This window comes from Novosphingobium sediminis, from assembly GCF_007991615.1.
In the GTDB taxonomy this organism is placed as follows: Bacteria; Pseudomonadota; Alphaproteobacteria; order Sphingomonadales; family Sphingomonadaceae; genus Novosphingobium; species Novosphingobium sediminis.
This window is the reverse complement of sequence record NZ_BJYR01000016.1, coordinates 1-23,691: the sequence shown is the minus strand read 5'-3', so window position 1 is coordinate 23,691 and position 23,691 is coordinate 1. Positions and strand designations below refer to the sequence as shown.

Genomic DNA, 23,691 nt, shown 5'->3' with positions numbered 1-23,691 from the left:
GGACGGCCCATGGAAATCCGGCCCTACCAAGCGGCGGATTTCGCCGGGCTGGACGCCCTTTGGCGCGAGGCCTTCCCGAAGGATCCGCCGCGCAACCGCGCCGAGCAATCGGTTCCCGCCAAGCTCGCGATGAACGACGACCTGCTGTTCGTCGCGGTCGAGCACGGCGAGGTCATCGGCTCGATCATGGCGGGTTACGATGGCCACCGCGGCTGGCTCTATTCGGTCGCCGTGCGCCAGTCGGCCAAGCGACGCGGGATCGGCACTGCGCTGGTGGAGACAGCGGAGGCGGCGCTGCGGGCACTCGGCTGCCCCAAGATCAACCTGCAGGTGCGCAGCACCAATGCGGCGGTAATCGAATTCTACAAGGAACTGGGCTTCAGCGTGGAAGACCACATCAGCATGGGCCGATTGCTCTAGCCGCTCACATCGGTTTGCACTGCACCACGCCCTTGGCGAAGAACTGGATCCGGCCTTGCGGGTCCATGATCGTGAGGCTGGTCGCGAGGGTCTTGACCACGCCGTTCTCGATCGGCTTGGCATCGGGCAGCGGCGCGATGAGCACAATGCGGTCTGGCCCAAGATAGCGGGTGCGGGCGGTTTCGGGGAGGATCTGGCTCTTCTTGTCGGCCGGGATGTGCTCAATCTTGCCCTTGACCTTGATGATCGCCTCACCCTCCTGCGCCAGCACCAGCGCGGACATGCCGCCGCCTTCGGGCGTGAAGTTGCAGCCGGCACCATAGAGTTCGTTATCCTTGATATCGGGATAGGTGATCGGTTCGGGCTGGATCGTCGTCGCGGGCGGCGGCGGCGGCGGCGCGCCCGGGCCACAGGCGGCCAGCAGGAACACCGATCCAAGAGCAATTCGCCGCATCATTTCCTCCCGAAGAGCTTCTCGATATCGCCGTGCGCCAGCTTGATCCAGGTCGGCCGGCCGTGGTTGCACTGCCCGGAGCGCGGCGTCACTTCCATTTCGCGCAGCAGCGCGTTCATTTCCGCAACGCTGAGTACCCGCCCGGCCCTTACCGAACCATGGCAGGCCATGGTTGCCAAAACCAGATCACGTTTTTCGCCGAGCAGCAGGGCCGCGCCGTTCTTGGCCAGATCATCGGCAACATCGCGAACCAAGGCCTGCACATCGCCGCCCTTCAGAACGGCAGGCACGCTGCGCACCAGCATGGCGGCGGGGCCGAAACGTTCGAGCGCGAGGCCATAGGCGCCAAGTTCTGCGGCGGCTTCCTCCAGCCGGTCGCACGAAGGTTCGTCGAGTTCGACGACTTCGGGGAGCAGCAACGCCTGCGCGGGCGCGGTGCCCTCCCCCGCCCCGGCAGCACGGAGGCGTTCGAGCACAAGCCGTTCGTGCGCGGCGTGCTGGTCGACAAGGACGAGCCCGTCCTGCGCCTCTGCCACGATGTAGGTGTTGGCAATCTGCCCCCGCGCCACGCCGAGCGGATGGTGGGTGACGGCTTCCACCGCAGGCTCCGCGCGCGCGGCAGGCGGAGCCATCACGGCGGCCTCGTAGCCGCGCCAGGCCTGCCCGGCTTCTGCCACGCGTGCCGCTGGTGCCTGCCAGAACAGGCTGCTTTGCGGCGCTGCAGAAGGTGGCGGCATCGGCGCAATCGGTTCGGCCTGCCAAGCCTGCATCGCGCCAGCATCAGGCGCCTGTGCGGAGCGGCGGTCGCCAGTCGTCAGCGCCTGCCTGAGGCCCGAGACGATCATCCCGCGCACCAGCGCCGGATCGCGGAAGCGCACTTCGGTCTTGGCCGGGTGGACGTTGACATCGACTTCCTCGGGCGGGACTTCGAGGAACAACGCCAGCACCGCGTGGCGGTCGCGCGCGAGCATGTCGGCATAGGCGCCGCGCACCGCGCCGATCATCAGCTTGTCCTTCACCGGGCGGCCGTTCACGAAAAGGTACTGATGGTCCGCCACGCCGCGGTTGTAGGTCGGCAGGCCGGCCACCCCCATCAGGTGGAAGTCTCCGCGAACGAGATCAACCGCGACGGCATTGTCATGGAGTTCGCGCGCCACGAGCTGCGCGGTGCGCGCCGCCAGCGTGTCGCCCGGCTGGACCTGAAGCGCGCGGCGGCCATCATGCTCCAGCGTGAAGCCGATGTCGGGCCGGGCCAGCGCGAGGCGGCGCACGACATCGAGGCTGGCGGCCCATTCTGCGCGCGGGCTGCGCAGGAACTTGCGGCGGGCGGGGACTTTGCCGAACAGGTCTTCCACGCGCACCCGCGTCCCCGGCGGCAGGGCGGCAGGGCCATCGGAGACGACCGTGCCGTGATCGACCACGCGCGCCCATGCCTCGCCCGAGGGACCCGCGCGGCTTTCAATGATAACGCGGGCCACTGAAGCAATCGATGGCAGCGCCTCGCCCCGGAAGCCAAGGGTCGCGACCAGTTCGATCGCCTCGTCGGGCAGCTTCGAGGTGGCGTGCCGTTCCAGCGCGAGCGCGATTTCGTCTGCCCGCATGCCGCAGCCGTCGTCGGTCACCTCGATCAGCGAAAGCCCGCCTTCAGCGAGCCGCACCGAAATCTGGCTCGCGCCGGCGTCGATCGCGTTCTCGACCAGTTCCTTGAGCGCGCTCGCCGGGCGCTCGACCACCTCGCCCGCCGCGATGCGGTTGACGAGGTTTTCGGGCAGGCGGCGGATGGTGCGGCCAGAGGAAGGTGCAGGATCAGACATGCGTGATCCAAGCCTAGCGGTGAGCATACGTTTTTTCGAGACGGGCAGACGCACTTATCCCGCTATTGCCGTCACAAAATATTGGGTTTTGCGCGGCGCCCCTGCTAATGCGCGCACTTCGCCACACCCGCAAAATCCGCTCTCGCCCATGCGCGGGCGGGCCCAACCGCAGATTTACACGGATTTCCTGATGGCATCGATGCTTTCCCGATTCTTCAAGTTCGGTTCCCAGAACATCGCAATCGATCTCGGCACCGCCAACACGCTGGTTTACGTGCAGGATCGCGGGATCGTGCTCAACGAACCTTCGGTCGTGGCGATCGAGACGATCAACGGCATCAAGCGCGTCAAGGCCGTGGGCGACGATGCCAAGATGATGATGGGCAAGACGCCTGACAACATCGAGGCGATCCGCCCGCTGCGCGACGGCGTGATTGCCGACATCGAAGTGGCGGAAGAGATGATCAAGCATTTCATCCGCAAGGTGAACGGCTCGAAGAGCCTGCTGCGCTATCCCGAAATCGTGATCTGCGTGCCTTCGGGCTCCACCTCGGTCGAGCGCCGCGCGATCCGCGATGCCGCGAGCAACGCGGGCGCCAGCCAGGTGTTCCTGATCCTCGAGCCGATGGCCGCTGCCATTGGCGCCGACATGCCGGTTACCGAACCGGTCGGCTCGATGGTCGTCGATATCGGCGGCGGCACCACCGAAGTCGCGGTGCTTTCGCTGCGCGGCCTCGCCTACACCACCTCGGTGCGCGTCGGCGGTGACAAGATGGACGAAGCCATCGTTTCCTACGTGCGCCGCCATCACAACCTGCTGATCGGCGAATCGACTGCCGAGCGCATCAAGAAGGACTTCGGCATCGCCACCGTCCCGGCTGATGGCGTGGGCGAGACGATCCACATCAAGGGCCGCGACCTCGTAAACGGCGTGCCCAAGGAAATCACCATCACGCAGGCCAATGTCGCCGAGGCGCTGTCCGAACCGATCGGCGCCATCGTCGAAGGCGTGCGCATCGCGCTGGAAAACACCGCGCCCGAACTCGCGGCGGACATCGTCGACCAGGGCATCGTGCTGACCGGCGGCGGCGCGCTGATCCGCGGGCTCGACGATCACCTTCGCGAGGAAACCGGCCTCCCCGTCAGCGTGGCGGAAGATCCGCTTTCGTGCGTGGCGCTGGGCACCGGCCGGGCGATGGAAGATCCGATCTACCGCGGCGTACTGATGACGGCGTGATGCCGCACAGCTGCGGAACGGCAGGTCGCATAACGAAGAAGGGTTGCTAGATGGCGCGGTCGCCAGACCGGCGCCCGGGCTTTTCGCGCAGGGCGCAATACGGGATCTTCACCGGCTACGTCATCGCCGTGGCCGGGTTCCTTGCGGGCGTGGCCATGCTGATCGTCAGCATCGTCAATCCTCAGGCGTTCAGCTCGGTGCGCGGCGCGGCGAGCGAGATTGCCCGCCCTGCAGGTGAAGCCGGGGCCGAAACCCGCGCGGCAGGCCAGAGCGTCATCTCCGCCATCGGTGCCTATTTCCAGGCAGGACGGCAAAACGCCGCGCTCACCCGCGAAGTGGCCGCTGCGCGCGCCAACGCGTTCACCATGCAGGCATTGGAAGGCGAAAACCGGCGGCTGAAGGCGCTGCTCGGCATCGTCGATCCGGCGGTCAAGCCGATTGCCGCGGCGCGCTTGATCGGATCGACCGCATCGAGCGCGCGGCGCTTTGCCGTGCTCTCCGCCGGCGCCGCACAGGGCGTGCGCCCCGGTCAGCCGGTGCGCTCATCCGCGGGCCTCATCGGCCGGGTGATCGAAGCCGGCCCCGGTACGGCGCGCGTGCTCTTGGTGACCGATCCCGAAAACGTGGTGCCCGTTCGCCGCGCGCGTGATGGCCTGCCCGCATTTGTCGAGGGCAAGTCCGATGGCCGCATCGCGATTCGCCTGCTCAACATGGGCATGAACCCGCTGAAACGCGGCGACGTCTTCGTGACCTCGGGTTCGGGCGGGCTCTATCCGCCGGGCATTCCGGTCGCGGTCGTCACCGAAGTGCTCCATGATGGCGGCGTGGGCCACTTGGCCAGCGACCCGGCCGATGCCGATTTCGTGGTGGTGCTGCCCGTATTCCAGCCCACCGCCGTGACCGCGCTCGGCGCCAGCCAGCAGGCCGCCGGCCCCGCGCCCGAAGCCAGTGAGGCGGGAGGGGGCAACTGATGCCGTTTCCCCGGCTGCCCGATCTGCCCAGCATCCCGATGCGGCCGGAAGAACTCGTCCGCCAGCGCATCAACCGCGCGCCCTCGCCGCTGCTCGCCTCGGGCCTGCCGTGGGTCTCGGTGATGCTCGCCTCGCTTGCCGCCTTTTCGCCGGTGATTGCCTCTGCGCCGGTCCTGCCCCCGCTCGCGTTCATGGTGTTCCTTGCCTGGCGCATGCTGCGCCCCAGCCTCCTGCCGCTGTGGGCTGGCCTCCCGCTCGGCGCATTCGACGATCTCTACAGCGGCCAGCCATTTGGCTGTGGGATCGTGCTATGGTCTGCCGCGATGCTGGTCATGGACACCGTCGATAACCGCCTGCTTTGGCGCAGCTTCGTGCAGGACTGGGCCGTCGCCAGCATGCTGATGGCCGCTTACCTTGTGCTCTCGGCAGGGATCGCGGGCCTTGCCGCCGCCTATCCGCTGCCTCTGGTGATCGGCCCGCAGCTCCTCGTCACGCTGGCGCTCTACCCGCTGGTGACACGGGCCGTCGCGCTGCTGGACCGCGTTCGCCTCCTCCCCCTGCGGACGGTCTGATCCCGGTGCGCCAGAAGTGGGCATGGCCCTGGTCCAAACAGACGAAGCCGCTGCCGGTCACCGGCGCACAGCTGACGCATTCGTTCGAGCGGCGCACGTTCGTGCTGGGCATGGCGCAGGCGAGCGTCGGTCTGCTGCTGGCCGGGCGGCTGACCTGGCTGGCCGTCGCGGAAAACGCCAAGTACCGCGCGGCCTCTGAAAGCAACCGCGTCAACCTCACGCTGATCCCGCCCCGGCGCGGCTGGGTGATCGACCGCACCGGCGCGCCGCTCGCCGCCAATCGCGCCGATTTCCGCGTCGATCTCGTGCCCGACCGGGTGGTCGATGCCGATGCCACGCTCAGCACGCTGTCAAAGCTCCTCGGCCTCACCGCCGACCGCGTCAGCGACATCAAGGACAAGCTCGAGAAGGCACGCGGTTTCCAGCCGGTCGAGGTCGCTTCGAACCTCGATTGGGACAAGTTCGCCGCCGTCAGCGTGCGCCTGCCCGAACTTCCCGGCGTGATCCCGCAGCGCGGCTTCTCGCGCTATTATCCAACCGGCGCGGCGGTCGGCCATCTGGTCGGCTATGTCGGCCCCGCGTCGGCAGACGACTACCTCAAGGAACACAACCCGCTCCTCATCACGCCGGGCTTCAAGATCGGCAAGGACGGCCTCGAAAAGCATTTCGAGGAGCGCCTGCGCGGCGTGCCCGGCGCAAGGCGGGTGGAGGCGACGGCGGGCGGGCGCGTCGTGCGCGATCTCGGCACGCGTGAGGATGTGCCGGGAAAGCCTATCCAACTCACCATCGACGCTGCGCTGCAGGACTACGCCGCACGCCGCATCGGCCTCGAATCCGGCTCGGTCGTGGTGATGGACTGCGCGACCGGCGATCTGCTCGCCATGGTCTCGATGCCCAGCTACGATCCCAACAGTTTTGCCGACGGCATCGGCCGCATCGAATGGAAGATGCTCTCGGAGGATGACCACGTACCCTTGCGCAACAAGGTGCTGCGCGGGCTCTATCCGCCGGGCTCCACCGTCAAGCCGATGGTGGCGCTCTCGTTTCTCGAGGCCGGGCTCGATCCCGAAGCCAGCGTGGGCTGCGCGGGCGGACTACGCGTTGGCAACCGCGTGTTCCACTGCTGGAACCACCGCGGCCACGGCACCACCAACATGTCGAAGGGCATCTACCAGTCCTGCGACGTCTATTTCTATCACTTCGCCCAGCAGATCGGCATGGACCGCATCGCCGCCATGGCGCGGCGGCTGGGGCTTGGGCAGGAATTCCCGATGCCCTACCCCGGCCAATCCTATGGCACGGTGCCCGATCCTGCGTGGAAGCAGCGCAAGTACGGCAAGGAATGGGCGATCTATGATACGGTGAACGCCACGATCGGCCAGGGCTACATGCTGGTCAATCCGCTGCAGCAGGCGGTCATGGCCTCGCGTCTTGCCTCGGGCCTGCAACTCACCCCGCGCTTGCTGATGGACCGACACGCGCCGCGTGCGCCATCGCTCGGCATCCGGCAGGACCATCTCGATATCATCCACGCCGCGATGAACGAAGTCGTCAACGGGCGGGGCACCGCCGGCAAGGCGCGCATCCCGATTGAGGGCGTGCAGATGGCCGGCAAGACCGGCACCGCGCAAGTCGTCGGGCTCAACATCGGCAACGGCAAGGGCGGCCTGTGGAAGCACCGCGACCACGGCCACTTCATCTGCTTCGCCCCGTTCGACAAGCCGCGCTATGCCTGCGCCGTTGCCATCGAGCACGGCGGCGGTTCGGGCGCGGCCTATCCCATCGCGCGCGATGTGATGACCTTCCTGTTCGACCGCGCCAAGGCGATGGAAGTGCTTGAAGGCTATGAGAAGGAATGGGGCGGCAACGTCCAGCAGCGCATGGCCGCCAAGTACAACGCCTATGCCGCCAAGTTCGGCGCCACCGCGCCCAAGGCGCCCGACGAGGAACAGGCCGCCGAGGCAGTCGAAGCCGACAACGCCCCCGCCGCCGAACCCACCGCCGCGCAGACCGATGCTGCGCCGCCCGCGCCCGAACCTGAGGCGACCCCTGCCCCAGCAGAAACCCCCGCTCCAGCCGCCGCGCCTACTCCCGCCGCCCCGGTCCCGGCCGGCCCTGCGCCGGGAGCCTAGGACATGCAGCGCGCCTATATCCCGGCGTTCATCGCCCGCCAGCCGTGGGGCGTGATCCTCCCGCTCTCGGCGCTCGTCGTGTTCGGCGGCGCCGTGCTCTATTCGGCAGCGGGCGGGCATCTCATGCCGTGGGCGCTGCTCCACGTGGTGCGTTTCGTGGTGTTCCTCGGAATGGCGATGGTGATCTCGCGCATCCCGCAGACGTGGTTCAAGAACGCGGCACTGCCTTCTTATGCGCTGCTTTGCGTGCTGCTCGTGCTGGTCGAACTGATTGGGCGGGTTGGCGGGGGAAGCCAGCGCTGGCTCAATCTGGGCTTCATGCAGTTGCAGCCATCCGAACTGATGAAGCCGGGCATCGTGCTGGTGCTGGCATGGTTCTACAGCGTGCTGCCGCCGAGCGAAATCCGCACCTGGCGCGCGATTGCGCCGGCGGTGGTGCTGCTAGGCCTGCCCGCCGGGCTCGTGATGCTGCAGCCCGATCTCGGCACCGGCCTTGCGATCAGTTTCGGCGCGGTCGTCATCATGTTCCTTGCGGGGCTGCCGCTGTGGCTGTTCATAACCGGCGGCGCGACGGTCGCAGTCGCCGCGCCGCTCGCCTTCTTCACCGTGCTGCACGATTACCAGCGCAAGCGCGTGCTGGTGTTCCTTGATCCCGAAAGCGATCCGCTGGGTTCGGGCTATCACATCACGCAGTCCAAGATCGCGATTGGATCGGGCGGCCTGTTCGGCAAGGGCTTCGGGCAAGGTTCGCAGAGCCACCTCGATTACCTGCCCGAAGCGCACACCGATTTCGTCTTTGCGACGATGGCGGAAGAGTGGGGCATGATCGGCGGCTTCTTCGTGCTCTGCGTATTCGCGCTGGTGCTGCGCTGGGGCCTCAATGTCGCCTTGCGCGCGCCAGACCGATTCTCGCGCCTCCTCGCGGCGGGCATGGTGACCACGATCTTCTTCTACGTGTGCATCAATCTGATGATGGTGATGGGCCTCGCGCCGGTGGTGGGAATCCCCCTGCCCTTCGTCAGCCACGGCGGTTCCTCGATGATGACCAACATGCTCTGCATCGGCACCCTGATGGCCGTAGACCGCTGGTCACGTACCCGCGACGGGGGCATCAGATAATTTTTCAAATTTGGGGCTTGGCAGCCTCCGAGAAATCGCTAAAGGGGCCGCTCCCGGTTGCCGGAAGCGGTACGGTGTGGACGCATAGCTCAGTTGGTAGAGCAGCTGACTCTTAATCAGCGGGTCCTTGGTTCGAGCCCAAGTGCGTCCACCACTTTCCTCAATAAGTTGAATGGTTTAGCGGGCGCCCGGAGCCTTGCGCTCGCCTCCCTTTGCTCTACTAGGTAGCTCTCTAGGTAGCAGCGTAGATATACGATTGGCTTGATCGCTTTGGCAGTTTGTCGCGTCCTGGATGTGGACGCATTCGGAATCGCAAGGACGGCTGCGATAGCGCTGGAGCTACGAAGGTAGTTTTTAGTTCGCAGAGTTTCGACAGATGCCCGTGCGAGAGCCGCTTGTCGCATAGTCTGACGCTCTGCTTCGTGCCGCACATACCTGTTTGCAAGGCTGGAGATCCGCCGAGATGAGCCAAAGGTTCACCCGCGAAGAATTCTATGAGCTAGTCTGGTCAAAGCCGATGACGCACCTAGCCAAGGATTTCAGACTGTCGGACGTTGCACTTCACAAGATATGCAGAAAGCACGACATCCCCAACCCACCTCTCGGCTGGTGGGCCAAGCATGCCGCCGGCCACAAAGTGAAGCGAATTCCGCTTCCGAAGGCCAAAGCTGGGGTAGCCCTCACAGTAGTCATAGCAAGTGGTGAGGTCCGGCAAGAACCTGGCAACTTAGCGTCGGCACGAGAACAAGCACGTATAAAGGCGTCAGAACTGGATCTGTCGGGAGAGGTGCTCTCGCATCCCTTGGTGCAAAAGAGCTTCGACAAGCTGCGAAAGGCAAAGCCCGGAAACACCGGCATCGTCACCCTTTCGTCGGAAGGATATGTCCATCTCGAACTGGCTCCGGCTTCAATCGACCGGGCAGAGTTGTGTCTCCTCCAGATCGTAGCTGCCGCTAAGGCCCAAGGATTTGAGCTTTCCGCAAAGGCAAGCAAGGCGACTTTCACCAACGGCTCCGTGGCTATCCCGTTCGCCATCAAGGAAGCCTACAAACGCATCAAGCATGTTCTGACACCTGAGGAGATCGCCGAAGACGAGCGTCGTCAGCGACGGCGATCGCGGGATTGGAGCCGCAGCGATTGGACGCCTCACAGCTTCAGTTTTGGACGACCGGAATGGGACTACATACCCACCGGTCAGCTAGCCTTCGAGTTTGATATCCACCTACGGTACGCGTCGCAGGTTCGCAGAGCATTCAAAGACGCCAAGCTCCAACGACTTGAGAATTTGGCGCCAGACATTGCTGTTGGGCTCGCCGTTCTGGCTGCCGCAAAGGCAGAAGACGACCAGAAAGCGGAAGAGGCGCGGCTACGAGAGGAGGAGGCGAAACGACGCCGAATCGAAGCCCAACGGCTGGCCTACATTGCCGAGCGCAGGGACAAGGTCATTGAGGATGTGTTTGCCCGTCTCGAACGCAGAGATCGCCTGGCGGCTTTTGTTACAAGATTGGAGGAGGAACTTGCGGACGAACAGGCCACTCGTGTCGCCGAATTCGTGGCCTGGGCCCGGACGAAGCTGTCTGCAGCCGATCAGAGGTTAAGTGCGGCTGGCCTGGACGAACTGTTTCAGGAGCAACATATCTTTGGAGCTGACGATGATCGCGGGTTTTACCCAAAATCGTACTGGTGACCATCAATCATGAGCCGGCGATGGGAATGCCTTCGCTAGCCTAGCCGCGAAGCCGTCGGGAAAGCCAAGCGGCGAGCGAGAGACTCAATCTCGTCGCGCCAGGCCAGCTTATCGAGCCACGACTGCCGAATTGAAGAAGCGCCATAGATCGCACCAGCCAACTGGCCGGCAATGGCAGCAGTGGTATCGGCATCATAACCGAGGTTAGCTGCCAACAGCACGGCTTCATCGAAGCTCCTGGTGTTTGCAACGGACCAGATCGCTGCTTCGAGGCTGTGCGCCACGAAGCCGCTGCTGGAAATCTGATCCCGCGTTTTCCCACGCCAGCTACCGGCCATGATTGGGCCGATCACAGGCCCAAATCCGTCCGCTGGAACCGCCAGGGCCTCCTCAACGTCCGCACCTAGGATAACCGCCCGCAAGACTAGTGCATACGCTTCACAGGCGTCGAGGCACGCGTCTGCAGCGTGCGTGGTCATGCTCTGTCGGCGGGCTACTCGCGTTACGACAGCGGGATCCTGCCGGATCCCCCAAATCGCAACAGGCGCAAGCCTCATTAGTGAGCCGTTGCCTGCTGAATGCAGATCGGTCGAGCCGGCAATCGGGTCGCCAGTTTCCTCGAAGCGTGCAAGGGCTTGGCGAGTTGCAATGCCAATATCGAAACAACTTCCCGTGGGGCTGAAGGCGCCGTTCCGCCACCAATCGATGAACCGCCGCTGTGCTTCTTCCGGTTCGAAGGCCGAGCCTTTTGCTGCGCTGGCCAGAAGAGCCTCTCCAAGCGCAAGGGCCATGGACGTATCATCGGTCCAAGTCCCCGCGTCCAAGCCGAACGGCCCTCCCCCGACCATATCTGTGATGTGGGGATAGGTGTCCCGCGGCTTGAACTCGAGGGTCGTGCCCAAAGCATCACCGACCGCTAGACCAATGAGACATCCAATGGACCGATCGTAAATGCGCTCGATCGCTCGAAGGTGATCTTCCTGCGATCTCGTCTCGATAGCGCCCGGCCTGACCTGTCGTACTGTGGCGATTGCGGTATCGGCGCCGGTGATGCCGAGTTCGATGAGCAGTCTCGCTGCCACAGTGCCGGCCCGGCCCAATCCTCCCCGGCAATGGAGAAAGATGCTCTCCCCGTTGGTGAGGAGACTGCGCAGTCGGGCTCCGGACTGGTGCCATCGTTGCTCGAATTCCTCGCCAGGCGCCGTGACGTCGGGGATCGGGAGATGAAACCATTCCATCCCGCGAGCAGCAACCGCAGTCTCCAGATCTGCGACCCCCAGCAGCTCGATTTCGTGCTTTTCAATAAGAGAGACGACAGCGGCGGCCCCCCACTCACGCACCGCGTCCAGATCCGCCGCAAGGTCACGCTTCCACTCAAAGCCAGCGAGCGCAGGCCCTTGCTTACCGGGACAAAAGGAGATGCCGATGCGTCCTGACGCGGCCGAAAGGGTTGGGATCTGGATCGGATCAGTGGTGCTTGTTCGAAGATTTCTGCTCATGGCGCTTTGATATGAGCCATGTACGACATTATCGGTCGCACGTGGTTAAGGGCATCCTACAGCTATTGGTTGGCGCAAAGGGGGAAGCCGGGACTTTCATCCGGATTTTGCCTTCTTTGCTTTAGGCTGGCCCGCCTTCCCAGACGGAGAGACCCGGATTTGCAAATGCCCTGTTTCAGTTCTGCGTGATTCAAAGCTGCCTGCCTTCTCGACCAAATCGCTCAGTTTGCCTTCACCATAGGTTCGGGGGTCAAAGTCGGAGGCGAGCGCCGCAAGGCGTTGGCCCACCCGCCCAAGAGGCACCCAGCCCCCTTCATCATCGAGCTGTGAGATGGCAGTTCGGATCAAAGGTGCCGCAGCAGTGGGCGACTTCTTTACACTAGCCGGACGGGCATCCTGTCGGCCTGGCTCATCTGACGTTGGCGCCTCTGGCAGCAGGTTCTCAGTGTAAATGAAGCGGCGACACGCTTGTCGGAAGCTCTCGGGAGTTTTCTGCTCTCCGAAGCCGTAGACATCGATACCTTGCTCACGAATGCGCGAGGCGAGACCGGTAAAATCACTGTCCGAAGAGACAAGGCAAAACCCGTCGAAACGACCGGTGTGCAAAAGATCCATCGCGTCGATGACCAAAGCAATATCCGAGGCATTCTTGCCGCTGGTATATGCAAAGTTCTGGTGCGCCTTGATCGCATGTGTGGCGAGAACGTCGGCCCAGGATTTAAGCCGAGTGCCGGAGAAATCACCGTAAATGCGGCGGACACTTGCTTCACCGATCTTTGCAATCTCTTCAAAAAGGCGCGGCGCGATCCGGGAAGATGCATTGTCTGCGTCAATCAAGACAGCAAGACGTGGAGTGCGAGGTTCATTGGCCATTTTGCACCATTGCCCCAATATCCATTAATCAGCCGATAAAACGTGCAAGGCGGCGGCTGACAACAGCCTGATCTTGAGTGGTCCTGAGCAGGCGCTTGGCCCTATCGTGTGCAAATTCATCCACATTGAGAACGACCAAACTGTAGCCATGCCTCGGAAGCAAATCGGCGCGGCGCTCATCATATCGTCGGCGCTGGTCGGCTCGAGGCACGCCAGATACCGTTGGCTTGTCGTCGAAGAAGCTGACGCGTTCGCGGTGTTGGCGCTCATGATATTCCACGACGAGGCCAAGAGCCGGATAAAAGCCATCGACAGGCAATGGCTTTCGGTAACCACGCCGATCTGGATCTCCGGTCAGAAACGGAAAGCAATGCTGCCGGACGGCCTTCAGCCCGATAACTGCGTCGCAGAGATCGAGCACGTACTGCTCGTCGCGAATTGCGGCTTCGGAAGCGCCCATTACAGCCTTTAACGTCGATCGGAGCCTGACACTCCCTCCGCATAGCTGCGCCATGACCCGTTCCATGTCTCGATGCTGATCGCTCCCTCGCACGGCCTCCCAGCGTCCGTTGTGCGGATGCCATTGGAGGTGTGCAGCTCGAAGGGCTGCTCGTAGTCGCTTGGGGTCTATCCCGCTGGCCTCGGCCATTTCGACAGCCGTGATCACTTCGCTCGGCCCGGCCATCCAATCTGCCTTTCCCTAATCAACGAACCGGGATGAAATTATCGCAAACCAGGCCACCCTCGCTTTCAGAGAACATGCGAACCCACCTCCTGGTTCGATCGCCTGCGTGCCTTGTCACCGGGTTTGCTCTGGCGCGTTGACATCGCGGACGGGGAGAAACAGCAGGGGATTGTGCCCCTCGGATTTCGCGGTATCGAGCCATTCTCGACCGGATACCCCTTGGCGTGCCAGCTCATGGAGAGTCTCAGCTGTGCCGGCAGCGGCGATCTCGCGCTCGCGCACTCGAGCAACTGTTGAGCGCAGGTCGTCTGCCTTCTGCTCCAAGAGATCTAACCACGTAGACGTGCCAGCGGTTTCCATTGGCGCGTGAGCAAGAGCGAGAGGGGCTAACTGGATCGCCTCTCCCAACTGTACCAGTGTGAGTGCCCGAGAGCTCGCAGCCTCCCTGGCCATATCGTCTTGGCAGGATGCCATCCGGGCGGTGACACGCAGCCCTGAGGCGAGAGCGAAAGCTTCGACCAATGGTTCGGTGTTGAGCACATCGCTCGCAGCGCCTAGCTCTCGAGCGCGGCGTTCGAAGCTATCCGCCAGAAAATGTGCATCCCGTGCAATTGCAATCCATTCTCTTTGTGATGCCGATGGCAGCCAAGCCTCTTCGACCTGACCCACCAATGTTCGAAGTCGTGTGAAATCCTCCGTGATTCTCTCGACTCGCATGGCTTCCAGTCCCCGCACAATCGCAGCAAGGTTTGGGAGGATCGCGTCGACCTTCTCCTCTACCCTGGCGATTCGCTTCGCCAAGATCGCGGCACCAGCTACGGAAACACCAATACCCATGCCACTGGCCACGAGGTTCGCGATTTGTAGCGACTGAACGACAGATATCGCAGCCTTGATCTGCTCATTCTGGACGACGGAAACTGCATCAATCGCCATTTGCGGCAGGCTGAGTGGGCTGAAGTTCAGCAGAGACGATATTGCCGACGTCTCTTGTAGATGCCCGACAACCCGTCCTGAAGAAACTGACTGGATTATCGAACCTGCCACGCGGTATTGGCCCGATGCTACGCCAGCCAGAAGTTCGGCGGGTACTTCTCGCAGTACCACGTGAGCAAGTGAACCGATCATATCGCTTTTGCACGCTTCGCTGCGCGGTCAAACTCCGCAGTCAACTGCTGCAGAATCGACGGTGAGTTTTCATGTCTGCCGATTAGCGAGCCGACGACAAAGGAACGGACGCGGTCGCGCAGTCTGGCTTGGGCCCGGTCGCGAATCTTGGCAGTGTTGAGAAGCCCCGTTGCAATGCCCAATCCAGCGATCGCGCCCCCGCCAACTACAACCGGCCAGCTGATTGTTGTCGTGGTGACCAGGCCAAGCCACGCGGTCGTGGTTGTCACCGCTGCGAAAGGAAGTGATGCGGCGGTCGCAACACCCGCAGCGAGCGGCACTGCCGCGGCTGCGATATCCCTGGCGCCATCGAATACGGCTCCTGGTTGCTCGACATAGTCCGGGCTTCTTACCCAGACGGCTTGTTCCTCTACGATCGCAGCGAGTGCGGTGTTTGCTTCTTTGAGGATCTCAATCGCGACTGGTTCAGCAACTTCGCGAACCTTCGGAGCGATGCTGACTTGTAGGAAGGCCGATTGCGCCCAAAGGCCGTCCTTTAGGTTTGCATTGGAAACGTCTTGCTCAGCGCTCGCTATCAAGTCAGCCGCGACCTGATTGAGCGTTCTGGCCGCAACAAGCGAGTATTCCGACGCCCAATCATCGATCCGGTGCCCGAGAAAAATGCGATTAAATAGGCCCATTCTTGTCCCTCGTCCTCGGTCAGCCGTAAGCCAAATTCTTACAAGCGACCACCCGCGACAAAAACGGTCGCACGATTGCTGCCAGCCGCAACTTCAATATGTTGAGATTGGACCAACCAAAAGGTACCAAGCCGGAGGCAAACTTGGCGACCAGCGGACATGGAATGAGGAGTTAGCTCCTGCGACCGAATTTGTCGCGACAATCATTCATCCGCCGGCGACGCAGAAAGAGGGATTCAAGAAAGATGGATAAGTTCCGGATCCGCTGGGTGGACTCAATGCACACAGGCGATGATTTCGAACTCATTCTCCAGGCGCTCGAAGTGGGTCTAGACGAAGGCCCAATCATCTCGGTCCCGCGACAGGCTGCGCGTCGACTTGGTACTAAAGTGGGGGCGGACTATCAGGCTCTGGTGTTCGATAATCCGGACTGGCTCGGCGCTCATCTTATGGAGCATCGTGACCAGCTCGATCAGGAAATCTGGCTTGGTGTCTGCGAAGATGTCCCACGGGATAGGCGGCAAAATGCAACAGCAGCCCTGTGGCATTTTGCCAAACTGATAAATGAACTCGCAGGTCGGAATCGAAAGCTTCCACGGCCAGCTAGAGCTGCCTCTTCAGCACCCCTGGTGTACGGGGCCGTCGAAGAGTCCCCGACCGAAAGCGTTGAAGCGGTCCTTGAACAATCCGGAGAGGCCTTCGAAAGCATGGCTTCGGAGTATAAGGATTTTCCGGCAAGCATTCTTATTTCACGAGCATGATGCTCATCTAGACGGGGACGGGACGGACTCGTTTAACGGCCCCAGGGCGTCGCGCCTCGCGCAGCTAACATTTCAGGATAGTCAGGGTAGAATGTCGCTAGATCGTCTTCGCAATATCGTGAACCTCGCAGTGCCGACGCTTTTCCGACAGATAAGCGGTGGACGTGTCCGTTGCGAAAGCGAGGCGACGCTTCAGTTGCACCTCGGTCGCATCATCTCAACTGCTGCCGATCTCGAGATCATCAGCGAACGCGAGACCTTCTCGATAGAACTGGAAAAACCGCTTCGCAGTAATGGCGGCAAGCGAGGCAGGATTGATGTCTGGTTTCGGCTCACTGACGATGAAGCCCGCGAATGGCGCTGTGCGATCGAGCTCAAATTCTTTAAACGAGAGAACCACCGCGAGCCGAACAACCGGTACGACGTTTTCAAGGACATTGCCCGCTTGGAACAGTGCGCAGATGTGGCAGATATCGGCTTTATGCTGGTAGCGACTGACCATCGCCACTACGTCGACCAAGGCGGCTATTCGAGCGATACGAGCGATTTCGATTTCCGCCACGAACGCCATTACGGGGCGGGAACAACACTCACCTATAAGACCGGAGCGTATGGTCCGCCCATCACCCTCGCCGGGAGCTACGCATTCCGCTGGTCAGAGTGCGGTGCGGCGCTCCCTTATTTGCTGCTTGAGATTTCTCCTGTTCGGATTGGCTCCGCCTGAATGAGAGGGAAATCGCCTGTCCAGTGGGTCACGGCTCGAGCTTGATCTGCAATTCTTCCAAGGTCGCTATGTCGACGCCTTCGTCGACGAGGCGATCAAGATAGGCCAACAAATCATCCTGCCTCGGCTGCCCGAATGCCAGCCTATAGAGTGTCAAACTGCGTTTTAGCCAACGCAGACGCATGTTTTCGCGGCTCATAGGCAGCATCGGCACGCGCCGTTCGACCTTCACCGGACCATCATAAACCCAATAGGGCACAAGTTCTGACGAGCTCTTTGTTGCCCGCCGCGCAGCGGTGAACATTGCCTCCCAGGGGTCTTTCGGAGTCTTCGCAGCAATACGGATCATATCTGCATGTGCTCTGGCCACGTTGTGCCTAACGGCGTGTCCCTTAAACCGGTGGACCCGCCCTTCCCTCTGCTCAAGATCGACCGGATTCCCAGGAAGGTTCCAATGGTAGACCCGATAGCAATAAGGGTGAAAATCCAACCCTTCCTGGCCTATCGAAGTCGTGGCCAGAACGAACGGCCGGAAAGGAGAATTGAACGCGTCGCGGACGCTTCCCAGCCGGACTGTTCCGCCTTCGTCATCCTTGTACTCAGCTAGACGCATAGCGAACCTGCCACGCATCCTGATAGGCGGGTGGAAGACGACCTTGTTGTCCTCGACAACCACATCATCCAAGTCGATCTGTGACGGGCGAACCGCCAACGCGTGAGTCATGGCTTTCGCCACCCCGGCGATGCGATCACGTTCTGAGCTAGAGGCTAAGCCTTCGCCTTCGACGAGATAATGCGCATACTCATCAAGCACAGCCTGCAGGTTGTGCTCAACTCCGTGCGCCAAAGCACTGCGCCAATAGTGCTCATCACGCTCCTGCCGCAACAAGGCGACAGCGTCATGCTGGTTGAAGAGTGCCCGGAAGCCCCAAGCAATTGAAGCTGCAGCTTCGAGCAGATCTGAATCGTCCCAGGCCAATCCTGGTGCAATGCGACGCAGAGCTCGCAACGCACAAACGGCTGGGCTGCCGAGGGCAACGTCCACCAGCAGATTCAACGTTTCGTTGTCAAGCGCCCCCATTGACGCATCAGCCGACGCTCTATGCAATTCGGAGATATGCTCTCGGAAGCCATCTTCCTGTGCTGTCCATCGGTAGCCAAGGTACTTAAGCCAACTCGGCGCTTTAGTCTTTAGACGTACGTCTATCGTCGCCGAAGTGGACCATTCGGAATCCCGACCAGATACGTCGGCCACGGTTTCTGCAGCGAACAGGTGACCAAGTTCCGTTCGAATACGCTCCGCTACTGCTGTGCGCATTTCAGCCACCGTTAACTGCTTCTGCGAGCTGGCAAATACTTCGAGCGGATCGCCTACTTGGGCCAATGTTGGCGATGGATAAATCAGGTGCAGCGCCCGCATCGCTGCCGGACGGCCATCAACCAGCTTGAACTGCAATGGGCGACGACGAGTTGCTTCGGAATACGATCGAACGACAGAACCCGCTCCCATGCGGCGCTCGGCTTCGTAGGACAGCAGGGCAGCCAGTGCGTCAGGCACCATCTGCCATGCTGAAAAGACGAGCGCCTTCGTCGCCGGTGGGCCATCCGAGACAGGACCATAGTATGTGAGTGCCGGCGGGAGCCAAAGGTGTTGATGGAGCCCAGAACCAAACAGGTCTGACATCAATGCACGAAGACGGCCGTTCGCCGGATCGATAGGCTGATAGGCTTCGACTTGTTCGCGACGGATCCCTAGCGCCTGTGCGTCGCGCAATGCGGACAGCAACGCGGGGTCAGCATTCGCGGCTTTGTCCTTGAGGCGATGCTTGAGCGTGTAGTCACGCATGAAATTCAGGAGATAAGGCGCGGACTTCCAATATTCGATGATTTCGCGAGCATCGACAGCGCGCGCAACGCGCGCAAAAGCTTCCGCCTGATGGAGATCGACAGGCGCGAGCTGCACATCGATCGCTGGCTCCGCCAACATCGAATCTCGCTGCACAGTGCTGCCTACGCGCTCGGTGCGGGCCATGACGCGCTTCAGCGTACGCTGAACTTTGTTGCGCGCTCGTTTGGCCTCGTTCGAAGTCGTCGGCAGTTGCTGGAGGAGGTTGCGGAATCGGCGCATTTCACGGTCGAGCTCGACCTTGATGTTTGCGCCCCTGTCACGGCCATAAAGGAACTCGATCGTCTCGAGGAAGTCCTCGTAATGATCCCCATCTTCCGGCTCATCGCCGGTAAGCGTGAGCATCTTGTAAGGCGTCGCTGAGAGAAGAAGGGTGCGCGCGCTGGCTGTATCGTCGGAGTACTCGAACAGAGCCCGTGCCAGCTCAGCTGGTTCTCCTTCCCCGCGCAGCAACTCCCGAAAACGTTGAAATTCATCGAGGATGATGAGGTCGGGCTTGAGCGCGCTTACGCAGGCGTGTGACAGCTTGCTCCGGAGCGCGCCGATCACGTCGTTGCGCTTCCAGCGCTTCTCATCAGGATAAGTTGGCTGCCGACGCGGGAACAGCCCAATCACTTCGTCGATACCTGCAACCAGTTTTAGATCTGCGCGGACCGACTTCACAAAGTTCGAGATTATCGTTGGGTCGATGCCTTCAAGGGTCATGTCCTTGACGCATCCGTCCCAACGGCTCTTAGCGTCTACCTGGAACGCATTTCTGAGTGGCGTGAACGGATAGCCCATCTCTTCGAGAAGACGCAGCAAGAGCGCCCGCTCATCAATCACTCCGGTGGTGGATCGCAGATTGAAAGTAGTCCCCGGCGTTAGGCTGATGAAGTTGACCTTGTTTGCGGAAAGATCTTGCTCGCCGCGCAGCTGCAAAGGGACCAACGTCATCCGGGTGGGAAGCGCCATCGCGCGCTTTCCCAGCACGTTCAGGCGATTGAGGTTTTGCGCAGCGATAGCCTGATTGGAGCAGATGTAGAGAATGTCGATCCGCTTTGATCGATCCCATAACGCTTCAATTGTCTTGGCAATAACCCCTCGGGCAACCATCGTCTTGCCCAGGCCCACCTCGTCCGCGACGAGGAATTGGCGCACAGGATCTGCGCCGTGCAGACGGTCGAAGACATAGTCCACCGTGCGACGCTGAAATCGCTTTAGCTGAGCTAGGGCAGGCCCCGCGTCAAACCGCTCATTTTCCATGGCCAGCCTCCTCAAGTGCGGAGCGAAAGACCTGCCAAAGCGTACGGAATTCTTCAGGTATAGGATCGGTGCCCGCAGAGCTCGGTTCGCTGAGCCGGGTCATCAGTCGATCAACCGCGTCCAACCGACCATCCTTGGCGCAGAGGGCCCGAACCAGTTCCTCAAGCATCGGTTCGTCGTCCGCGACCGACATCGCCCAACCTGCTCCGCCACCATTTCCTGCAGCCGCCAGAGCGGCCGAAAACGGATCACCAAGGGCCGTAAGCAAGAGCCTCAGGTAGCGAAGGAATGTCTTTCGATCGTTGATCACAGACCGCATGATCGCCACGTCGCGTTCAGCCGGCAGCCCCTCAATCGGCAAGCCAGTGCTAAAGAGGACCGTTCGACCAGTTGCCTGCTCCTTCAACTCGATCGCCAAAAAGCGGCTCACATCGGCAAGCGGGATCACGCCAAGATCTAGCGGTTGACCGGAAGCAATGGAAACTTTGGCATCACGGGCGTGCCCTTCCCCGCGCGTTATTGGCCAAACCCGCACTTGGTCGATTCCCGCCAGTGTAATTCCCTCTCCTGGCGGAACCAGCCACAAGCGCCAGCTTCCGGGAACTTCGGCTGGTTCTGCTTCGCAGCGGATGGTGAGACCACCTCGCGCAAGTGCCCGCCGAGCAAACAGCAAAACACGTTCAGCTGCGCGCTCGGATGCTTCAGCAGCGGCCAGCTCTCCCGGGACATAGGCACGCGTCAATCGCCCGAAGCCGCCTTCTCCGAGGATTGTGTCGATTGACCCTAGCTTCGATGTTTTGCCGGTGAAGGTTACGAAAAACTCGACATTGCGCCCTGAAATGAACGCTGGCGTGGTGGCGTTTCCTGAGCCCAGCGTCAGGCGAGTGTCCCAGCTGTGCTCGGCAACGATGATCTTGGCATGAAGCCCCTCGAACGCCGTCGACTCAGCTTCTTCACCATCTTCGCGCTCAGCCATTTCGTCGAGCACGGCGACATGCTTAAAATCGTTCAACGTTTCTGCGGAGATACACGCCAGCTGGTCAGGCCTGCTGATCAGGACTTCAGCGGATCGGCGTGCTTTGCTCGCTAAGGTAGCCAGCGCTTTGTCGTCACAAAATGGCGAGACTACGCCGATGCGGGTGCATTCTTGCGGCTGCCAAGGTCGCCCTCCCAAGCCGTTGACTGCAAACTCCAGAGTTTCACACCCGTCAGGCAGAATCCACTCCCCGAAGCGCATGTCCTCCGCGAGCTCCATTGTGAGAGCATGCTGCGCCTCGGTGATGTTTCCAACAGCCAGGCTGGGGAGCGTCGAAATCAGTGTGTGCAGCGGACGGTTCTGCGCTTTGGGTTGGCGCGTGCGGCGTCCATCCAGACGAACTGCCACGTCCCATGAGCGATCGCGTGTCAGGTTGCGGGACAACACGAGGACACGGAGAAGATCATCGCCTTCGTTGTCCAAGGGCTTGAACCGTAGCGCCCAGATCTTGGGATGGAAGCTTCCTTCCTTTGGAGCTTGGACCTCGACGATGACCTTTTCTAGCAACGAACAAAGGCGAGATTGCTGGGCATGTGCAGCATGGATCTGGCCGGCTTCGGCAAAGACAGCCAGGCGCCCAGCAATCCGCTCTGCACCCTCCAGCAAAGCAATGGGGTGCTGTAGAATTTCCTCTCGATTGTCTGCAGCAAACAGAGCCAGGCTCACGGGAACCGCCAACGCCGTTTCAAAATCGAGCGAGAAGGTCGTCGCCACCCCGGCATCGAAGCGATATCCAGGTGGTGCCTGAAGGCTGTCACCGTACAGTAGCCGAATCTCCGGATCGAGCGTGTTCCGGGTCAAGGTTTGAGATCCTTCAAGTAGCTGCGGGCGATGGGCCAGCGAAACTGGAACCGTTCAATACCGGAGGCTCCTTGCCAACGATCCCTGGCACTCGTGTTTGCGAACCGTGACTGGCCCTTTTTTAGCCTTCGCTCACGAGTGATGATAAGGGCATTGGCGGCTTCGCGATTGCGGCCAATACCTCCTTCTTTGCGGATCAGAGACACCCACTCGGTGACAAATCGCTTGGCTGGCTCAAGCACCTGGTGCCCTGTGTGACGCGTCTCATGCCAGAAGTCATCCAACGACCACGACGCTAGCGTCTTTGCATCAAACTCGTCACTCCATTTAGCAAGCGCGACCTGGTATCTTTCGATCCAGTCCTCCTTGGCTCGCTGCTCACTAAGCAGCAGATTATAGAGCAATGCAGCGCCATGCATCACGCCCGAGAATACCCTGGCGTGGTCGACCAGCCTTCTTGCTTGCTCAGGGAAATCGGCCAGATGGGGGTGCAGCCAGATCGCGTCTGCCTTGGCTCGATCGTGTCTGCACGCGAGATAAGTCAGAAGGCTATTAGGATGACGTTCAACTAGGCGATCAAGCAGGAAACTCGCTTCGTCGGGTTTCAGCTCAAAGTCGATGTTTTCCGGCCACCCTGCCGGTGGATCAGGTAATCGCTCTTGCCACATCGAACGACCGCGCGGAGCACCTCCAAGATCATCTTCGGCGTGATCTTTCGCAGCATCCTTGGGCCAATGCGGAAGCGCCGCAAAGTAAGCCTCGATCGAACCGGGAAAGCAGCGAATGCCCCAGCTTTCCAGGCCGGACCAGTAGACGCTGCTGGGCAAGCGCTTGAGCTTATCGCCCGCGTCCCGTCCAATGATTCCGACGTCTTTCGGTGCTCCCGCGATCAAGGCCCTAACGAGTTCAATTTCCTTTTGTCTCGCTTTGGCGGCCATTTCCCGGACCCCAAGGTTTGAAGGCAATGACCTCAGTACCCATGGAATGAAGAGCATGTACCGCAGCCGCGTCTGGATGGTACTTGTCCCAGGAAACAGATGATCGGCGATGGAATCTCTAATCGCGCCAAGGCCCAGTTCATCGCGGCTGTCCTGTTCTCGAAACAGGTCCATCAACCGCTGCGCACGGTCACGTTCAGATTCGTCAAAATCGATCCAGCCAATCGCTGAATTCATGCCATGCGCCAAGTGCAGCTGCCCCTCAAATTCCAATTCCAAGCGTCAGTTCGCCGGTTTCCGTCCAAAATACAGCCGCTCCGTTAACGGGCTTGTTTCCTCGATCGCCAACGGTGTTGATGTAGGCTGCTAGCTGCGGCCAATAGCTCTCGAACCGGGCTAAGTGGTCAGCAACCGGGCCACTCTTATGGTCGACGATCATGAAGCCATGCGCTCCCTCGGCAATCAGATCGACTATGATGCTCTGACGGCCTCCGTCGGCCAGTTCGATTTCGATTGGCTGTTCGATATGCAGGCGCGAATAACCAAGCTCAGTGAGAGTCTGCCGGAGAGCTTGCGCCTGTTGCGCGAGCAGCTCGATTTCAGCCTCGGCGATCCGGCAATGCTGACCCACTCTGTGCCGCAGATCCGGCCTGCACAGCAAAATCCGTAAGGCTTCGTGGACAGCAGTTCCCTTATCCGTTGCCTGCGCGAGGTCCGTTCCGGTGAGCCGGACACCCGCTGATATCGCCCGGGTCTCGATTTGACGAGGCAGCGGCCGAGCGGTGGCGACGGCCTGCGAGGGACTGACCACCGAAACCAGGGCGGCGACCGCTCGCTTTTCAATGGCAAATCTGGGTTCGCGGTCATTGCTCGCCAAGCAGACTGTGCCTTCCGTATCGAAAGATGCCGGGATCTCCTTGTCACAGATCGTCATGCGCGACGGGAAGTGCGCCGAACCGACAGTGATCTGATTGCCCTGCAACTTGATGCCACAGACGTCGTTCAAAAG

20 protein-coding genes and 1 tRNA gene are annotated in these 23,691 nt (G+C 61.3%); 10 read left to right on the top strand and 11 right to left on the bottom strand.

Going from position 1 to position 23,691, the window contains the following annotated elements; translation table 11 throughout:
• The first annotated feature begins 9 nt into the window (after positions 1 to 9).
• Complete coding sequence (locus NSE01_RS12280; RefSeq protein ID WP_147159931.1) at positions 10 to 420, top strand: GNAT family acetyltransferase; 411 nt, start codon at positions 10 to 12, stop codon at positions 418 to 420.
• A 4-nt stretch (positions 421 to 424) separates the two neighbouring features.
• Here NSE01_RS12280 and NSE01_RS12275 read toward each other — a convergent pair whose 3' ends face one another.
• Positions 425 to 874 carry a hypothetical protein gene (locus tag NSE01_RS12275; protein ID WP_147159930.1) on the bottom strand — a complete coding sequence of 150 codons (450 nt, stop codon included), beginning with the start codon at positions 872 to 874 and terminating at the stop codon, positions 425 to 427.
• The gene (gene mutL / locus NSE01_RS12270; protein ID WP_147159929.1) at positions 874 to 2,688 is read right to left on the bottom strand and encodes a DNA mismatch repair endonuclease MutL; all 1,815 of its coding nucleotides are present in this window, start codon (positions 2,686 to 2,688) and stop codon (positions 874 to 876) included. Before mutL ends, NSE01_RS12275 begins: the two co-directional genes overlap by 1 nt.
• 190 nt (positions 2,689 to 2,878) lie before the next feature.
• Between mutL and NSE01_RS12265 the strand changes: the two genes are divergently transcribed.
• The 7 genes from NSE01_RS12265 to NSE01_RS12235 all read left to right on the top strand — a co-directional run bounded on the left by NSE01_RS12265 (position 2,879) and on the right by NSE01_RS12235 (position 10,406).
• Positions 2,879 to 3,925 (top strand): rod shape-determining protein, encoded by a 1,047-nt coding sequence (locus NSE01_RS12265; RefSeq protein ID WP_147159928.1) that lies wholly within the window; start codon positions 2,879 to 2,881, stop codon positions 3,923 to 3,925.
• Positions 3,926 to 3,975: 50 nt separating this feature from the next.
• Positions 3,976 to 4,896, top strand: coding sequence for a rod shape-determining protein MreC (gene mreC, locus NSE01_RS12260; RefSeq protein WP_147159927.1), 921 nt, complete (start codon positions 3,976 to 3,978; stop codon positions 4,894 to 4,896).
• Positions 4,896 to 5,468, top strand: coding sequence for a rod shape-determining protein MreD (locus NSE01_RS12255; protein WP_246135190.1), 573 nt, complete (start codon positions 4,896 to 4,898; stop codon positions 5,466 to 5,468). Before mreC ends, NSE01_RS12255 begins: the two co-directional genes overlap by 1 nt.
• A gap of 5 nt (positions 5,469 to 5,473) precedes the next feature.
• Positions 5,474 to 7,600 carry a penicillin-binding protein 2 gene (mrdA, locus tag NSE01_RS12250; protein WP_147159926.1) on the top strand — a complete coding sequence of 709 codons (2,127 nt, stop codon included), beginning with the start codon at positions 5,474 to 5,476 and terminating at the stop codon, positions 7,598 to 7,600.
• 3 nt (positions 7,601 to 7,603) lie between these two features.
• Positions 7,604 to 8,719, top strand: coding sequence for a rod shape-determining protein RodA (gene rodA / locus NSE01_RS12245; RefSeq protein ID WP_147159925.1), 1,116 nt, complete (start codon positions 7,604 to 7,606; stop codon positions 8,717 to 8,719).
• A gap of 78 nt (positions 8,720 to 8,797) precedes the next feature.
• Positions 8,798 to 8,873 (top strand) — tRNA-Lys (locus tag NSE01_RS12240).
• 309 nt (positions 8,874 to 9,182) lie between these two features.
• Positions 9,183 to 10,406, top strand: a complete 1,224-nt coding sequence (locus tag NSE01_RS12235) for a hypothetical protein (RefSeq protein ID WP_147159924.1) — start codon at positions 9,183 to 9,185, stop codon at positions 10,404 to 10,406.
• Between the two features lie 35 nt (positions 10,407 to 10,441).
• Here the strand turns inward: NSE01_RS12235 and NSE01_RS12230 are convergent, their stop codons facing one another.
• The 5 genes from NSE01_RS12230 to NSE01_RS12210 all read right to left on the bottom strand — a co-directional run bounded on the left by NSE01_RS12230 (position 10,442) and on the right by NSE01_RS12210 (position 15,271).
• Positions 10,442 to 11,905, bottom strand: a complete 1,464-nt coding sequence (locus tag NSE01_RS12230; protein ID WP_147159923.1) for an ADP-ribosylglycohydrolase family protein — start codon at positions 11,903 to 11,905, stop codon at positions 10,442 to 10,444.
• A gap of 96 nt (positions 11,906 to 12,001) precedes the next feature.
• A complete protein-coding gene (locus NSE01_RS12225) occupies positions 12,002 to 12,778 on the bottom strand; it encodes an NYN domain-containing protein (RefSeq protein WP_082797031.1) in 777 nt (258 codons plus the stop codon).
• A gap of 28 nt (positions 12,779 to 12,806) precedes the next feature.
• Entirely contained in the window at positions 12,807 to 13,238 is a 432-nt protein-coding gene (locus tag NSE01_RS12220) for a hypothetical protein (protein WP_147160048.1), read from the bottom strand.
• 339 nt (positions 13,239 to 13,577) lie between these two features.
• On the bottom strand, positions 13,578 to 14,591 hold the full coding sequence (locus NSE01_RS12215; RefSeq protein ID WP_147159922.1) for a hypothetical protein: 1,014 nt from the start codon (positions 14,589 to 14,591) through the stop codon (positions 13,578 to 13,580).
• Positions 14,588 to 15,271 carry a hypothetical protein gene (locus tag NSE01_RS12210; RefSeq protein WP_147159921.1) on the bottom strand — a complete coding sequence of 228 codons (684 nt, stop codon included), beginning with the start codon at positions 15,269 to 15,271 and terminating at the stop codon, positions 14,588 to 14,590. The genes NSE01_RS12215 and NSE01_RS12210 overlap by 4 nt, the downstream gene beginning before the upstream one ends.
• 245 nt (positions 15,272 to 15,516) lie before the next feature.
• Between NSE01_RS12210 and NSE01_RS12205 the strand changes: the two genes are divergently transcribed.
• Both NSE01_RS12205 and NSE01_RS12200 read left to right on the top strand, forming a co-directional pair.
• On the top strand, positions 15,517 to 16,032 hold the full coding sequence (locus NSE01_RS12205; protein WP_147159920.1) for a hypothetical protein: 516 nt from the start codon (positions 15,517 to 15,519) through the stop codon (positions 16,030 to 16,032).
• Positions 16,033 to 16,123: 91 nt separating this feature from the next.
• Positions 16,124 to 16,756 carry a hypothetical protein gene (locus NSE01_RS12200; RefSeq protein WP_147159919.1) on the top strand — a complete coding sequence of 211 codons (633 nt, stop codon included), beginning with the start codon at positions 16,124 to 16,126 and terminating at the stop codon, positions 16,754 to 16,756.
• A 28-nt stretch (positions 16,757 to 16,784) separates the two neighbouring features.
• Here NSE01_RS12200 and NSE01_RS12195 read toward each other — a convergent pair whose 3' ends face one another.
• From NSE01_RS12195 to NSE01_RS12180, 4 genes are all read right to left on the bottom strand, one after another.
• A complete protein-coding gene (locus tag NSE01_RS12195) occupies positions 16,785 to 19,907 on the bottom strand; it encodes a helicase C-terminal domain-containing protein (RefSeq protein WP_147159918.1) in 3,123 nt (1,040 codons plus the stop codon).
• Positions 19,897 to 21,744 (bottom strand): phospholipase D family protein, encoded by a 1,848-nt coding sequence (locus tag NSE01_RS12190; RefSeq protein ID WP_147159917.1) that lies wholly within the window; start codon positions 21,742 to 21,744, stop codon positions 19,897 to 19,899. The genes NSE01_RS12195 and NSE01_RS12190 overlap by 11 nt, the downstream gene beginning before the upstream one ends.
• Positions 21,741 to 22,961 carry a DUF6361 family protein gene (locus tag NSE01_RS12185; protein ID WP_246135189.1) on the bottom strand — a complete coding sequence of 407 codons (1,221 nt, stop codon included), beginning with the start codon at positions 22,959 to 22,961 and terminating at the stop codon, positions 21,741 to 21,743. The genes NSE01_RS12190 and NSE01_RS12185 overlap by 4 nt, the downstream gene beginning before the upstream one ends.
• On the bottom strand, positions 22,945 to 23,691 hold a 747-nt coding region (locus tag NSE01_RS12180; protein ID WP_147159916.1), incomplete at its 5' end, for a PD-(D/E)XK nuclease family protein. The genes NSE01_RS12180 and NSE01_RS12185, both read right to left, overlap by 17 nt.